Source organism: Zooshikella ganghwensis (assembly GCF_018263875.1).
GTDB lineage: Bacteria > Pseudomonadota > Gammaproteobacteria > Pseudomonadales > Zooshikellaceae > Zooshikella > Zooshikella ganghwensis.
The window spans coordinates 1-13,866 of record NZ_JAEVHG010000009.1 but is presented as its reverse complement, the minus strand read 5'-3'; the positions used below and the strand labels follow the sequence as shown (position 1 = coordinate 13,866).

13 protein-coding genes are annotated in these 13,866 nt (G+C 40.9%); 7 read left to right on the top strand and 6 right to left on the bottom strand.

Translation table 11 applies throughout. The features are described 5' to 3' along the window. Window positions 1-12 precede the first annotated feature (12 nt). Window positions 13-681 carry a type 1 glutamine amidotransferase domain-containing protein gene (locus tag KHS79_RS13440; RefSeq protein WP_212719910.1) on the bottom strand — a complete coding sequence of 223 codons (669 nt, stop codon included), beginning with the start codon at window positions 679-681 and terminating at the stop codon, window positions 13-15. A 138-nt stretch (window positions 682-819) separates the two neighbouring features. Between KHS79_RS13440 and KHS79_RS13435 the strand changes: the two genes are divergently transcribed. Then, entirely contained in the window at window positions 820-1,731 is a 912-nt protein-coding gene (locus tag KHS79_RS13435; protein WP_094789139.1) for a LysR family transcriptional regulator, read from the top strand. Window positions 1,732-2,105: 374 nt separating this feature from the next. After that, complete coding sequence (locus KHS79_RS13430) at window positions 2,106-3,710, top strand: cation:proton antiporter family protein (RefSeq protein WP_094789138.1); 1,605 nt, start codon at window positions 2,106-2,108, stop codon at window positions 3,708-3,710. A 132-nt stretch (window positions 3,711-3,842) separates the two neighbouring features. On the opposite strand, the gene KHS79_RS13425 is transcribed toward KHS79_RS13430, so the two are convergent. Further along, window positions 3,843-4,259: a YunG family protein gene (locus tag KHS79_RS13425; RefSeq protein WP_212719737.1), complete on the bottom strand. Its 417-nt coding sequence runs from the start codon at window positions 4,257-4,259 to the stop codon at window positions 3,843-3,845. Window positions 4,260-4,663: 404 nt separating this feature from the next. Here KHS79_RS13425 and KHS79_RS13420 point away from each other — a divergent pair, with 404 nt between their 5' ends. Together KHS79_RS13420 and KHS79_RS13415 are read left to right on the top strand one after the other, a co-directional pair. Further along, the gene (locus KHS79_RS13420; protein ID WP_212719735.1) at window positions 4,664-5,944 is read left to right on the top strand and encodes a cysteine dioxygenase; all 1,281 of its coding nucleotides are present in this window, start codon (window positions 4,664-4,666) and stop codon (window positions 5,942-5,944) included. A gap of 157 nt (window positions 5,945-6,101) precedes the next feature. Then, entirely contained in the window at window positions 6,102-6,602 is a 501-nt protein-coding gene (locus tag KHS79_RS13415) for a hypothetical protein (protein WP_212719733.1), read from the top strand. Between the two features lies 1 nt (window position 6,603). Here KHS79_RS13415 and KHS79_RS13410 read toward each other — a convergent pair whose 3' ends face one another. After that, entirely contained in the window at window positions 6,604-6,951 is a 348-nt protein-coding gene (locus KHS79_RS13410; protein WP_212719731.1) for a hypothetical protein, read from the bottom strand. Between the two features lie 428 nt (window positions 6,952-7,379). On the opposite strand from KHS79_RS13410, the gene KHS79_RS13405 reads away from it, so the two are divergent. The 3 genes from KHS79_RS13405 (at window position 7,380) to KHS79_RS13395 (ending at window position 11,123) form a co-directional block, all read left to right on the top strand. Beyond that, the gene (locus KHS79_RS13405) at window positions 7,380-7,883 is read left to right on the top strand and encodes a TIGR00645 family protein (RefSeq protein WP_230413434.1); all 504 of its coding nucleotides are present in this window, start codon (window positions 7,380-7,382) and stop codon (window positions 7,881-7,883) included. Between the two features lie 324 nt (window positions 7,884-8,207). Continuing rightward, a complete protein-coding gene (locus KHS79_RS13400; protein ID WP_212719729.1) occupies window positions 8,208-9,878 on the top strand; it encodes an Hsp70 family protein in 1,671 nt (556 codons plus the stop codon). Then, window positions 9,879-11,123, top strand: a complete 1,245-nt coding sequence (locus KHS79_RS13395; RefSeq protein ID WP_212719727.1) for a J domain-containing protein — start codon at window positions 9,879-9,881, stop codon at window positions 11,121-11,123. 1,007 nt (window positions 11,124-12,130) lie between these two features. On the opposite strand, the gene KHS79_RS13390 is transcribed toward KHS79_RS13395, so the two are convergent. The 3 genes from KHS79_RS13390 to KHS79_RS13380 all read right to left on the bottom strand — a co-directional run bounded on the left by KHS79_RS13390 (window position 12,131) and on the right by KHS79_RS13380 (window position 13,699). Beyond that, on the bottom strand, window positions 12,131-12,304 hold the full coding sequence (locus KHS79_RS13390) for a hypothetical protein (protein ID WP_212719725.1): 174 nt from the start codon (window positions 12,302-12,304) through the stop codon (window positions 12,131-12,133). 132 nt (window positions 12,305-12,436) lie between these two features. Continuing rightward, window positions 12,437-12,958 carry a hypothetical protein gene (locus tag KHS79_RS13385; RefSeq protein ID WP_212719723.1) on the bottom strand — a complete coding sequence of 174 codons (522 nt, stop codon included), beginning with the start codon at window positions 12,956-12,958 and terminating at the stop codon, window positions 12,437-12,439. 228 nt (window positions 12,959-13,186) lie between these two features. After that, complete coding sequence (locus KHS79_RS13380; protein ID WP_212719721.1) at window positions 13,187-13,699, bottom strand: P-loop NTPase family protein; 513 nt, start codon at window positions 13,697-13,699, stop codon at window positions 13,187-13,189. Window positions 13,700-13,866: the final 167 nt, after the last annotated feature.

Sequence of the window (13,866 nt, the reverse complement as noted above, 5' to 3'; positions counted from 1 at the left end):
ACATATTCCTTTTTATACATCAAGTGCAGTAAGTAATTTATCAGCTACGAGTTCCGAACTTGCTGGATTTTGGCCGGTGATCAGCAAACCGTCTTGTACGGCAAAAGCATTCCAGTCAGCTACTTTTTGAAAGTCAGCGCCACGATTTTTTAACTCGTCTTCCAGTAAAAAGGGGACAACAGTCGTTAATTGCACAGCTTCTTCTTCGCTGTTACTAAAACCTGTCACTGCTTTGCCTTTAACCACATAGTTACCTTGACCGTCTTTAGCATTCAAAAGTACTGCGGGTGCATGACATACTGCTGCGACAGGTTTTTTGGAAGCTAAAAATCCTTCGATTAGGGCAATGGAGTGGCTATCTTCAGTTAAATCCCAAAGAGGTCCATGCCCTCCGGGATAAAACACGGCGTCATAATCTTCAGGCTTAACGTCGGACAGTTTCAGAGTGTTTGCCAGCAAGGCCTGTAATTTCGTATCGTCGTTAAAACGCAGCGTCGAAGCTGTTTGGAAGTCAGGCTGTTCGCTCTTTGGGTCAATGGGTGGTTGCCCTCCAAAAGGAGAAGCGAGTGTTACCTGCACTCCTGCATCAACCAAGGTGTAGTAAGGTGCAGCAAACTCTTCTACCCAGAAGCCTGTTTTTTCACCTGTATTGCCTAACTCTGAATGGGATGTTAGGACCATTAATACTCTTTTTACATTTGAGCCAGTCACTTTTCTATCTCCTCAATCAACAATTGATGACAGTGTATGGCTGCAATCTATTTCTAACAATATGGAAAAATTAGACTTCATTAGTCAAAAAATTGATACAATTAGGCTATGACATTAAATTTTGAACAACTCAAAAGCATGGTGGTTTTTGCTCAAGTCGTTGAGCAAGGTAGCCTGACCGCTGCAGCTAAGCACATTGGTTTATCGCGAGCAGTTGTCAGCTATCACATCAAAAAACTGGAATCGCAACTGGGGGTGAAATTACTTAATCGCTCTACCCGCTCCATTGCACTGACTGAAGCTGGCAGTGAATACTATCAGTCTTGCCGAATCATTGCTGAGCAGGCGGCCACTGCAAATCAGCAGATAGAGAACCTGAAAAGTGAACCTGAAGGCTTATTAAAAATAACCTGTCCAGTGAATGTTGGTTTACAGATGATTGTGCCAGCATTAAACGACTTCCGTCGTCTTTATCCCAAAATTGAACTGGATGTTATGCTGACAGATGAAGTCGTTAATATCATACAAGAAGGTATCGACCTTGCCATTCGGGGGGCACCTTTGCCTGATTCAGGACTTCAGGCCAGTAAACTTTCCACTTTAGCCACCTGTCTGTGCGGATCACCTGATTACCTCAAAAAGCATGGGCGCCCAAGTACACCTGCTGAGCTGGAACAACATGACTGGGTAATTTATAAACTCACCTCTGGTGCTATCAAATTAAGCAAAGGCTGCAGGTCATACAGCGTTGCTGTGAAGGGCAGTATTACCACCAATAACGCCGCAGCACGCACTGCTTTTATCGAGGGTGGCCATGGCTTAGGGCGCATTCCCGTTTACGATGCCAGGCCAAAAATCCAGGCTGGCACACTTGAGCAGGTATTAGAGGACTATCAACTGAGTGATATTAATGTTTATGGCGTTTTTCCACCAGGCAGTGCTAATTCAAAAAAACTACGACTGTTGATTGATTATCTGAAGGATTATTTTGTGAAGGTTGACCGCCAGACGGTGTTTTAACAGACAGAAATAAAACCTCATTCAAAAACGCTTTATTTAATTGATTGGTTAAGGATATATATGGCGATGCCCCAGTTTTTTTATGGCAACAGTGAGTGCTAAGCTTGTTTGAATAAGACTTTGCTGGTCATTATTTATAATTCTCTCAATAGTTCAGGTTTCTCGAATTTTGAGACAGTCACTTACTGGGGAAAAGCTGGTTGAAACTTGGCAAATACACCGCAAACAATACTTCAGTAAAAGGGTTAATTAATATTACATAGTCGGTTATATGCGGGAGTAAAAACAGGTAAGCTTAAAGTAGGAGTCTCTTTTATGCCTGTCATGTTGGCGCAAGTGTATATCTGAAATATTCATTATCGCTTAGGTAACTCATGGATCCACAATTACTCTCCATTCATTATAGTGACCCGCTCTGGATAGCTATCGCTTTTCTCTGTGGATTAATAATTAAGATGTTGGGGTTACCCCCTCTTATAGGCTTTCTTGCTGCTGGTTTTATACTCAATGTGTTGGGTGCTGAGGGTGGGGAGTTCCTTAATGCAATGGCTGATCTTGGTATTACCCTCTTACTGTTTTCTGTTGGACTCAAGCTTAAGTTGAAAGCACTGGTGAGACCAGAGGTTTGGGGTGTCGCATCGCTACACATGACGATAGTAACGTTACTTGTTGGGGCAATGATACTGCTACTATCCTATTCCAGCATTCCACTCCTATCTGGTTTGGATTTGGAGTCTGCATTATTGATTGGTTTTGCCATGTCGTTTTCCAGTACCGTTTTTGCCGTAAAGATACTTGATGAGCTTGGTGCAGCTAACGCAAAAAATGGCCAAATCGCAATTGGTGTGCTGGTGGTGCAAGATATTGCTGCGGTTGTATTCATAGCTTTGTCGATGGGTAAGCTTCCATCTCCTTGGGCTTTAGCCTTGCTTGCTCTTATTCCTTTGCGGTTTCTACTTTACCAGTTACTCAATAGGGTTGGACATGGCGAGTTACTTATCTTATTTGGCATCACGCTGGCGCTGTTAGGAGCTGATATCTTTGAGCTGGTAGGTATAAAAGAAGATGTTGGGGCGCTTGTACTGGGTATGCTCATTGCCAATCATCCTAAGTCCAATGAGTTGTCAAAGGCACTGCTGGGTTTCAAGGAATTATTCTTGGTGGGATTTTTTCTTAGCGTGGGAATGACAGCAATGCCAGGCTGGGTCGAGATATTGATCGCACTATTACTGATCCTTTTCTTACCATTAAAAGTTGCGCTGTATTTTGGTCTATTCAACTTATTTAGTTTGCGATCCAGTACCTCATGGCGGACATCCTTAAACTTAGCGAACTATAGTGAGTTTGGTTTGATTGTTGGAGCCATTGCAGCTTCAACGGGATGGTTATCAAATGAATGGTTGGCAGTGTTTGCGATTGTACTGACCTTTTCTTTTATTTTATCAGCCCACTTAGTGAATATTCGGGATAGCCTGTATCACTTATGGCGGCCAAAGCTGAAGAGGTTCGAGCGACCAAGGCGTTTATTAGGAGAAGAGAATTTGGATCTTGGTTATATCAAGGTCGTCGTGTTTGGTATGGGACGCATGGGGACAGCTGCATATAATGCTATGCATTGTGACTACGAAGGCCATTTAGTGGGTGTTGAGATTGATCAGGATAAGACATTACGCCACAGGGCATCAGGGCTAAATGTGGTAAGTGGTGATGCGACCAATCCTGATTTTTGGACTAGGGTGCCTGAATTGCTGGATGGGTTGGAATGGGTATTACTGACTTTGCCAACACATAAAGCCAATATGAATGCTGCATTACGCCTCAAAGAAATGGGGTACCTTGGTAATATTGCCGCAACAGCAAAATACCCCGATGAGGAAGATGATTTAAAAGCAATTGGCGTAGAGCATACCTTCAATATTTATAAAGAAGCGGGTTTGGGATTTGCCAATGAAATTCAGACTTTTGTAGTTCAAAAATAAAGATAAATCCAAAGAAAATATTGATGAAATTATTTTTAAAATAGTTTTAAGTGGCTTTGAAAAAAATGCTTTGGCTATTTTGTGGAAGCAGTATTCCAGAGTGTGGCTGGCTAGGGAGCTGCTCTGAGCCTATTAGGAAATGGCATTAACACCCAAAGCATAGCCTTCTATTTTTTTATTAACGAGTTTTGATAGCTCTGCATAGCGATCAGCACCATTCTTAGGTGGTGTATTTGGCCTCGTAAAAACCTCAGGATCTCTAAGCATTTCATTTTCCCAGAATTGGTCTCTAGTAGAGTCAATCCACGTACCGTCTGGTAATTCATTGGAGTAGTGAAAACCAACTTGTTCTTCACCAACGAAAACCTTCCAAAGAACTAATTGGCCACCGAAATAGTCATTTATGATTAGAGAAGAAATGCCGCATTGCCCTCGACTTGGGTTTGATGGCTCCCAATTTTCAGGTTCTTCTGTACTTTCTAAAGACCAAGAGTCACGTAATGCATTCAACACTTCATCGAGACTAGGTTTATAATTTTCTGATTGCACTAACTTGCTACCTTACTATTAATGAACGCCACTCTAATACAAACCTAAAAATGATTTGTGAAGGGTATATATTGACGATTTTTTTGCGTAAGACAATGCAAAGAAAACATTTTCCCCAATAGCTTAAAACTGTACAGTTCTTGAGTAAAGATAAGCTCATGAGCTGCATTACAGAAATATTGCAAAAATAATATTTTTCGGATTACAAGAAAAATCAAAGATCTAGAGTTGTCAATGGATAACCTGATGGACCACTCAATAATTAGGCGATCAAGCCTATTGTTAGAATTTTTCTATCCTTGTTGACCCTTAAATTATTCTCAACTATTCATTTATTACACCGCCAGTACATAACAAATAACTTTATAAAAATACAACTTAGAAGGTTTGATGAGGAGCTTATCATGGACGAGGCTTTAAAAACGTTATTAGAGAGTCCAATAAAAAAAGTATTACAACAAGAGGGGGGGAAACAGCAGACGTATACCGATAGTCAAAACCGTACTGTAATTTCTTCCTTTGGTACGTTAATCGTTAATGGTCAGGGAGTTGTTTCTGTAGTCTTGAAAGAACGCACTCCATTTTCAATTGATGTTGTGACGAATGAAACCCTTGAGCAAGGTATACGTCTAGTCGTACTAGAGGAAGGCGTTAAACTCTATGAGCTTGAAGGTGGCACAGAAACACTATTGGAGGAGCGCTCGGGCTTAGCGATTGGCCTTGATGAAGACAAAGGAGCTACTTACTGGTTTAGCTTTTTTGGCCAAAACCGCGCTATTCACTATGGGAAAGGGGAGATGCGAAGTCTGACTACATTGCTTGAGTATGTTTTTCCTGATGATGGTGGCGACCCCTCAAAGTTCTGGATGAATGATTTATCAAAGTACAACGTCAGTAGCCCTTCAGAAGTGACCGTGTGGAAAGATCCTGTCACTGCTGAGCCTCCGCTTATTGTTTTACCAACAGATAAGTTCACAATGATGGATGCAGCAGAATATCGGGCTGTGGTACCAAACGCGCTATCTCAAGAGTGCCAGGAGCTGTATTCAAATGTTGTTGGTAAAAGTTTTGTACTTAATACGCCTGACTTTCCTGATTTTACCGATGCTATTGAAGCTAGTATTCGTAACCCTAATGGGTGGTGCTATAAAAAACTTGAGGAAAAAAAGAGCGAGTTTGGCGGTGAGGGAGACATCAAAGCAACTTACCTAAGAATTACATTAGGCGTAAACCAAGGCTGGAGTCCAGGCATTCCATATGTTCTAGAAATTTGGCCTGCTGGACATTACTCCCCTATTCATAACCATGCAGGTGCCAATGCGATTATTCGTGTATTGCATGGTGAAATAGGCGTTAACCTTTATGCAATGCTGTCTATTAATCATCAGCAACCATTCGCACAAAAAATCTTAGTGAAAGATGATGTAACGTGGATATCACCTGGGTTGAATCAAATTCATCAGCTGAAGAACATCAATGAGAATGGCCCTACTTGTATGACAATACAGTGTTATCTTTATAACCAAAGTAATAGAAGTCATTATGAGTATTTTGATTATATTGATAACGAAGGTACAGGTATTGGGCATTATTACCCAGATAGTGATATGGAGTTTTCTGAGTTCAAAGAGTTAATGCGTTCAGAGTGGCTGGGCAATGTAAGACCAAAAGAATGGTGGCGTTAATTTTGCGCATAATATTCCGCCCTTCGAGGGCGGATGACAGTTTAATAACCGTTTCACCGCAATGTTTCACGCGGAACATAAAGCAGTTATCGCAAATACTCATTTCAAGCTATATTGGGTAGTACATGTTTTAGCCATAAATGAGGCTTTTAGCTAGATGTATAAAAAAAATCACTTTAGTTTTCTCTTCCTTGCTTTATGGTTAGTGGGCTGTAGTCATGTCACGGCGAAACAGCCCAATACGATTCCAGTGATCATTTTTCCAGGTTGGCTAGCTGACTTTCCAATTGATCTTGAGAATGCTGAATTTCTCAGGGGGAGTAGCGGGAGTAAAGGGGGGAGCATCTTTTTTAAAGGTAAAAACTTCAACTGGGTTTCTGCCTACGAAGATAAAAGCAAAGAGGCTGCAGAAGAAAACGTAACAGTTGCTGAGTACGTGATGAAAGTTATGGATGCCTCAAAAAGTATAAAATCCAACAGAGTTAAAGAACTAAAAAAAGATGGATTAATAATTTTTATGATGGATAGCGATGATACTTCAAGTACAGTTATCTTTTTTACAACAACTGAAAAATCAAAATATATGGGTGATTTCTCTGTTTCAAGAGAAATCGATATTATGCCAATTTTTAAGAGTATCCGACGTTTAAGTCGATGACTTATATATTATTCATCTCAACATCACGACGATACTTGAGTTTAACTGCATCAATGCATGACGAGTAAAATTTGCCATTTCGTCTTAATGCTTTCCCACCTTCTCGCAATACCTTCAGCATATTAACTTTGCCTTGGACATTGCCAGCGAATAGGCTAAAAACAATATTAACCATATTCATAGAGTTACTACATTCACCACTTTCATGTACGATTTTTGCTGCAATAACGACAAGCTGGTCATTTGCATAAGTAACTGTCAATGTACCGTTGTAGACATGATTCAATATCTCTTTGGCAGACTCACGATCTTCTGAGGTTATTTCTTTGCTTCCAGTAACTTCAGCCATAATGAACTACTCTGCATCTAAACCTCTGTAAAGAATAGCAAATCACACTGTTTTTTTGCGGCGAACTGCTTTATATCCTGCTGCATATGATTCTTTGATTACCGTAGGCTCAATCAAGAAGCTTTATCTGTACTTTCGTCTTAGTTGGATTGCCAGAAATATTGGTGTAATAAACTCAATCTGCCGTCTATTTACAAAATAGGCTATACGAAGTTTGCAAGGTAAAGTATCCGGTTGGGCTTGACCTGAGCACTCTTCTCTGGACCCATTGCTTAAAACATCTTAGGATGTTGAACGCCTGTCTAAGTGTGGGGTCAACCAGGTCGGGGGGCGAGATAGCCTGCCCTTTCAATGGCCCGCACTGCCAGGGCTGTATTGGTCGTTTGTGTACTGAGAGGCAAAGCTAAAAAAACTTGAGGAAGGCAAATATGCACATAGTGGAACGTTGGGTTGAGAATTTAATGTACGCCTCCCGTTGGATTTTGGCACCTATTTATTTGGCCTTGAGTTTAGCCTTGATGGCGCTGGGTATTAAACTGGTGCAAGAGATAATCCATGTTGTTCCGGCGCTGCTTGAAATGAAAGAATCGGATCTTGTTCTGGTTATATTATCTTTAATCGATATGGCTTTGGTCGGTGGCCTTTTGGTGATGGTAATGTTCAGTGGATACGAAAACTTCGTTTCAAAATTGGATATTAAAGAGGGTACCGAAAAACTAAATTGGCTAGGTAAAATGGATGCTGGCACGCTTAAAAATAAGGTGGCTGCATCGATTGTCGCGATTTCTTCTATTCATCTGCTGAGGGTTTTTGTAGATGCTGAAAATATACAAAACGAAAAATTATTGATGTATGTAATCATCCACCTGACGTTTGTTCTTTCAGCTTTTGGCATGGGCATGTTAGATAAAATGACCCGTTCAACGCATTAACAGAAGCATAATAAACAGCAGGAGGCATCCACTTTTTGATAAAAATCAAATCATGGGTGTCCTCTTCCTTGTGTACGTATGGCTTGTTTAAATTTGTGCAGTACTTTTTTCGCATGCCACTGGACCTTTTCCGACTTAAAACAAAAGCCTAATAATTGGCTTTGTGGTATTTTCACCACTTGGCTTTTCTCTGTATTGACCTTCAGTTTTAAGCTCGCCATCTATTAGCGAGTGATTTTATACTGGTCGACTGATTTAAAGTACCTCTCATTGCTTTCCGCTTACTAAAATACTAACAGTGAGTTACATAAAGGCGGATTCAATATGGCAGATATCGGCATAGACCTGGGAACAACGCACAGCCTTATCGCCGTGTGTGAAAATGGCGAAGCAAAACTCATTCAAAATGTACATGGCGATTACTTAACACCGTCAATTGTCAGTGTTGACTCAAATGGCAACTTTCTCATTGGAGCTAGTGCTAGGGAGAGGTTAATCAGCCATGCATCGGAAACTGTCCATGCATTTAAGCGCATGGCTGGCACTAGTAAAATCTGGAAGCTCGGCAAACAAACGCTGCGCTTTGAAGAATTATCCTGCCTGATTTTAAAAAGCCTCAAGGCCGATGCTGAGAACGCCCTAAACCAACAGATCGATCAGGCAGTCATCAGTGTACCTGCCTACTTCAATGACACCCAACGGGTAGCGACGCAGAACGCTGCAAAACTTGCTGGTTTTACTGAGGTAAAACTGATCAATGAACCAACGGCTGCTTCCCTGGTGTACGGATTGAAAGATCAATCCGATGACCGTAAATATCTGGTCTTAGATTTAGGAGGCGGAACCTTTGATGTGTCCATTCTTGAATATTTCAATGGCATACTCGAAGTCAGAGCCAGTGCGGGAGACAATTATCTGGGGGGCGAAGATTTTACTCAGGTGATTGCAGACTGGATCACCAAACAGTGCAACGAACTAAAAGTTAAGTCTCCTACTCCCTCCCGTCTTTATCAAATGGCGGAGTCTGCCAAGCGGAGTCTTTCCAAGGCCGATAACACTTCGATTCAAATCGATGAAGACACCACACTAAAGCTACTGTCATCAATGTTTGAGTCACTGGCGACACCGCTAATAAATCGTATTCGAGCGCCGATTGTTAAAGCGATACAGGATGCGGAAATCGAACCAGAAGAGCTTGACGACATTGTTTTTATCGGCGGCTCCACTCGCATGCCGATTTTCCACGGATTTGTCACTCGTTTGTTCAAACGATTTCCTCGCTCTTCCGAAAACCCAGACCATGTGGTAGCGCTGGGTGCGGCGATACAAGCAGGATTGTTAGCTAGAAGCGAAGGCCTGGAGGAAGTGGTCATGACGGACGTGATGCCCTACTCCATGGGCATTGCTGTGCATAATGAATCGGAGCTGGAAAATCCGTACTTTGAACCGATTATTGAGCGGAACCAAACCGTTCCGGTTAGCCGGGTCAATCGGTTTTATCCTGTCGAAAAGAAGCAGATTGAAATCCGGGTTGATGTCTTTCAGGGAGAAAGCCGATATACCCGAAATAATATCAATTTAGGATCAGCAGAATTACACCTTTCCAAAAACGCTGAACAGCGGTTTATTGATGTTCGCTTTACGTATGATACAAATGGAATTCTTGAAGTTCTTGTCGAAGCTGGCCATGGCCGAACGCAACAGCTTATTTTTGAACAAACTCCCGGCAAACTCACACCGGAAGAAATTCAGGCAGCGTTGAAAAAGCTCGAAAAAATAAAAGTTCACCCTAGAGATGATGAAGCCAATCGAGCAATTCTTGAAAAGGCAGAGCGGCTGTACGAGCAATCTATCGGCGAAAGACGAGATCAGGTGGCGGAGATCATCGACTACTTTAATCAATTACTGGCCACGCAAGATCCGAAAACAATTGAGCAAAACCGAGACAAAGTGAAAGACGCCTTAAATGCTATGGAACAGGAGATCTGGTTTTAAATGTGGTGGCAAATTCTGGGCATTCAACCCAATGCATCATTGGCAGATATCAAAGCCGCATACAGTCAACTGATAAAAACCTATCGGCCGGATACCCATCCGGAAGAATTCAGCCAAGTTCGCCAGGCATTTGAGCAAGCCAGAAAGAGCCATCGTCCAACTAAAAAAACGCCTAGTTTTCAGCTGGAAACGCATGCTCAAACTCCAGAATTAGAAATGCCGCCGGAGCCACTAAAGGATACACGGTCGCCAGAGACTAAGACCATAATCCAACCCAGTTCTTACACTGAACCTGAACAAGAGACCAAGCCTGAACAAAGTAAAGCGCAAGAAGCAAATTGGCGCGAAGAAGACGGCAGCGGCTTGTTTGAACAAGTAATGTCGCTGTTGAATAAATGGAAACAGGGCCAATTTCAAGACCCAGCTCTGATTGACGAAATTGTGCATCATGACGCCCTGAATAACTATTCGACATTCAGAGCCTTAAGCAGAGACGTCTTGCTTTGGCTGCATGATGAATTGGAGGTTAAGCAAGGACTGCTACGACACAAAGCGAATATTCCCGCTGAGATGCTTGCCAAACTGGATGAGGTTTTTGGATGGACTCCGAAGGAGCAACAAATCTTTAAACAGTACGAAGCACTGGATCTTTCTGTCTTGTTTGCGCTGATACATGAAGGCAATCAAAACTGGCAGTATATTAACCCCCTTGTAATGGAAAGCTATGAGTTGGTTAAGGAAGCCGAGGTATCCCGGTTTCGGATTGTACTGGCCGTACTCCTCCATTTAATGGCTCTATCATTTATCTGGATCATCTTTGTTGATGAAGAAAACCTGGGCACCGTGTTTTTCCTTTTTTCAATTTGTTATCTGTTCATCGAAGCAATTTCTCAATTAACGGTGACTAAATGGTTATTCAAGCTGTTTCGACTTCGGGGAACTAAACTTGAGACTTACTTTTCTTACCTTTTGCTATCCATAAAGTATGGACTAACTGCAATTATTGTTTTGTTTATCTGGATGCTTCCGATCTCTGCGATCATCATATTGGTTATTCTCATCGTTGGCTTAGCCACAAGAAATATCGAATTTGATATAACAGAAGCCATGGGCTTTCTATGGTTTACTGCTCTCGCCGTCATATTTTGCATCTACATCAACAAACGAGTTTTGGCCATTGCAAGAAGAAAGTATGGCGCTGCCATCATTGAATTTAGGCGAGTTAAGATGCGAAACACAAACTGAAAACCCAAGGTTCCTTTAGATAGTTCTGTTGCAAAAATTAATTAGCGTAAAAACAAACTTATTTTGGATATACTTAACCTGCTAATTCACAGAATTATTCAAAAAGTGTTTTGTCTTACGGCTCTGGATTTGCCTGCGACATATTCATTTTAATAGATAAACTTTATCTGTCTATCCGCACTATCAGTAGATAGCTTTGTGAATGATTGATAAAGGCCCATAGATGTTGGGCTTTATGTGGTTTGCACCAAAATAGCAGATACGCAGGGTTAGGGTTATCGGCTATTTTGGTGGAGTTGGTATTCAATAATGAAGCAGTTTAGGTACCAGCTCTTACCCGATTATAGCTTCAGCTCAAGATATCGACATTATGTGACTTCAAATTTAAACGTTTGATAACCAGCTTTTCGGTTTTAGTCAATGCATTAAACCTAACTTGAAAAATTTCATCATTTTCACTAAGGTAAACGCCTTCAGTCCATTCAATAGAATCTGGTTCACCAAACAAATAAGTAGTTTCTTTTAACTGAATGTCGTAAACGGAAATTCCACAGCCAGCTATTACAACATACCGTTCATCAAAGGTAATAATGGCAGAATCAGGCTCACCATAAATCCACGCAATATTTTCGTTATTCAGTATGACTTTTGCAATTAGCCTTATTCTTCAAATAGACGTAATCAGCTAGCGAAAAGACTTTATATTTCGATGATTCTGCTAGGTACCCATACTCCATATATTATGTCTTAGCTATAATTATTAACGAACGTCACATTGACACAAGCGAGCTTCATTGTAAGCTCTACGGTTTTAGCTAGTAGCTCTTAGCCTACCTCAAAAATATGCTTAATTTGATTATCTTCGTAGAATTTAATTTTTTCAAATTGCCCTAAACATTCTCTCTTAAAGGGGTTATGGACATACTCCAGAGTGATTTCAACTTCAAATAGGTACTTATATGCATTCCCGCATAACCCCCATCCACATTTTCTAAAAACTCAAATATTTAAGGTGAGTCAATTCTAATATACTGATTATCGAATTGAGCGATATCATCTTCAAACTTACTTTTAAATGCAGATATATTTGAAAAGTAGTCAATTATTTCTTGGCCACCCTCAAACAAATACTGAATGGAGTTTCTAACTCCTCTACAGACATAAACTCCATGACACTTCATTCAGATCTATCCCGTCACTTTTGTGTTCACATAACTACTAATAAACGCTACTCTGACGTAAACCTAACATCACTGTAGACCTTATGTTTAGTGGTATACAGCAAGGTGGGTAGAGAGCTGAGTTAATTGCTTCTAAAACCTTGCATCCGCACAATATGCATACACTGCTTCATTGATACGAAGTAAATGCCCTGAGCCCTCATCATCACTTCGATAGCTTAAAAGAGATTTACCGTTTTTAAGTAGGATGATTTGATTTCTCCCATACCCAATTGCAATTTGACCAACATTGGTACTGGTAATTGGTTGGTCACGGTCACCACTGACTGTTACAATTTCGAGCCTTAAATACTCATTTGGAATTCTAGATATCGATTCTTCGGGCAGCTGGGTGATATTTACATATTGATCGGCTTCACGAACCCAAACTCTACCGTGCATGCCAAATACGAAAGTATAACCCTGATTTAAAATATTCTTGGAAACCCAATTATCTAAATAGGCAACTGCTTGCTCATCTCTAGCTATTGCTGCTATTTCCTGACACGCTCCACTTAAGTGAATTTGCAATACGAAAATTGGTATTAAAAAAAAGGCGCCACATAGCGATGGTAAAACCAGCACTGTAAGCCCTAAAATTTTCGCTGCTTTCAAGTTGCCAATCCTCTTAAGTGTCCGATGGCATTAGACCAGTACACTTTGTTGGGGAAGTGCTTCGTCTGCGTGCGATCCACGAGCAAAAGCTAAACCCCAGAAGCAGATGTATTACGAAAGCCCAAAATACAAGTTCCATACTTTACTACCTATGACCCTTTTATCTTATAAATACGAGTGAACTCCACTCTAGCGCGAAATCCAGCTTCATTGCAGAGCTTATGCCCCTTAGCATCCGGCAAGGTGGCTTCTTGCCTTATTGATGCTTTCTAGCCATTCATTCACTTGAGTACGACCTTCAAATCTCAATTTATCTCCGTTGAAGCATTCGTAAAGCGCATAGTGGAATGAGTGAGAGTTCTTGCTTTCTCGTGTGTAGTACTCAGCACACCAGTCTATCAACCTCTTTAATGAGTCTTCAGTTTGGCCTTGCCTAATTCTAGACAATATGCTTGCTTTACAAACTTCCCATGGAACATCTAAAAAAATTACAAGATCTGAATAGGGCATAAATGCTTCTGCTAATGCACCAAAGACTCCTTCAACAACCCAATTGCTCTTTACTTTAAGACGTTCAATATCTCTTCTAACTATTTCTTTGGGCCTTTTGGTATTGAATCCTTCTGGCTCCCAGAATAAATCATCTAGGGAAATTAGTTTATTCCCATTTGCTTTGGCAATTTCTCCTGATAAGAAGGACTTACCAGAGCCGCTGTTTCCTATAACTACAATTCGTTCCATTTGAGCATTAACTATTAACGAATATCATCCCAGCGTAAAACTTAGTTTTATTTATCAATAAATGGCGCAGTTGTACATACCCTATTATAATGTCTAAAAAATTGATTTGGAGACATCATTGTCTACTAATTAGCTAAAAACGATTTAGTAAACACAGCCAAACCGCT

Coding starts and splice junctions, on each gene's coding strand:
- KHS79_RS13440 (WP_212719910.1), bottom strand. CDS start 681: ATGGTCCTAACATCCCATTCAGAGTTAGGCAATACAGGTGAAAAAACA.
- KHS79_RS13435 (WP_094789139.1), top strand. CDS start 820: ATGACATTAAATTTTGAACAACTCAAAAGCATGGTGGTTTTTGCTCAA.
- KHS79_RS13430 (WP_094789138.1), top strand. CDS start 2,106: ATGGATCCACAATTACTCTCCATTCATTATAGTGACCCGCTCTGGATA.
- KHS79_RS13420 (WP_212719735.1), top strand. CDS start 4,664: ATGGACGAGGCTTTAAAAACGTTATTAGAGAGTCCAATAAAAAAAGTA.
- KHS79_RS13415 (WP_212719733.1), top strand. CDS start 6,102: ATGTATAAAAAAAATCACTTTAGTTTTCTCTTCCTTGCTTTATGGTTA.
- KHS79_RS13410 (WP_212719731.1), bottom strand. CDS start 6,951: ATGGCTGAAGTTACTGGAAGCAAAGAAATAACCTCAGAAGATCGTGAG.
- KHS79_RS13405 (WP_230413434.1), top strand. CDS start 7,380: ATGCACATAGTGGAACGTTGGGTTGAGAATTTAATGTACGCCTCCCGT.
- KHS79_RS13400 (WP_212719729.1), top strand. CDS start 8,208: ATGGCAGATATCGGCATAGACCTGGGAACAACGCACAGCCTTATCGCC.
- KHS79_RS13395 (WP_212719727.1), top strand. CDS start 9,879: ATGTGGTGGCAAATTCTGGGCATTCAACCCAATGCATCATTGGCAGAT.
- KHS79_RS13390 (WP_212719725.1), bottom strand. CDS start 12,304: ATGAAGTGTCATGGAGTTTATGTCTGTAGAGGAGTTAGAAACTCCATT.
- KHS79_RS13380 (WP_212719721.1), bottom strand. CDS start 13,699: ATGGAACGAATTGTAGTTATAGGAAACAGCGGCTCTGGTAAGTCCTTC.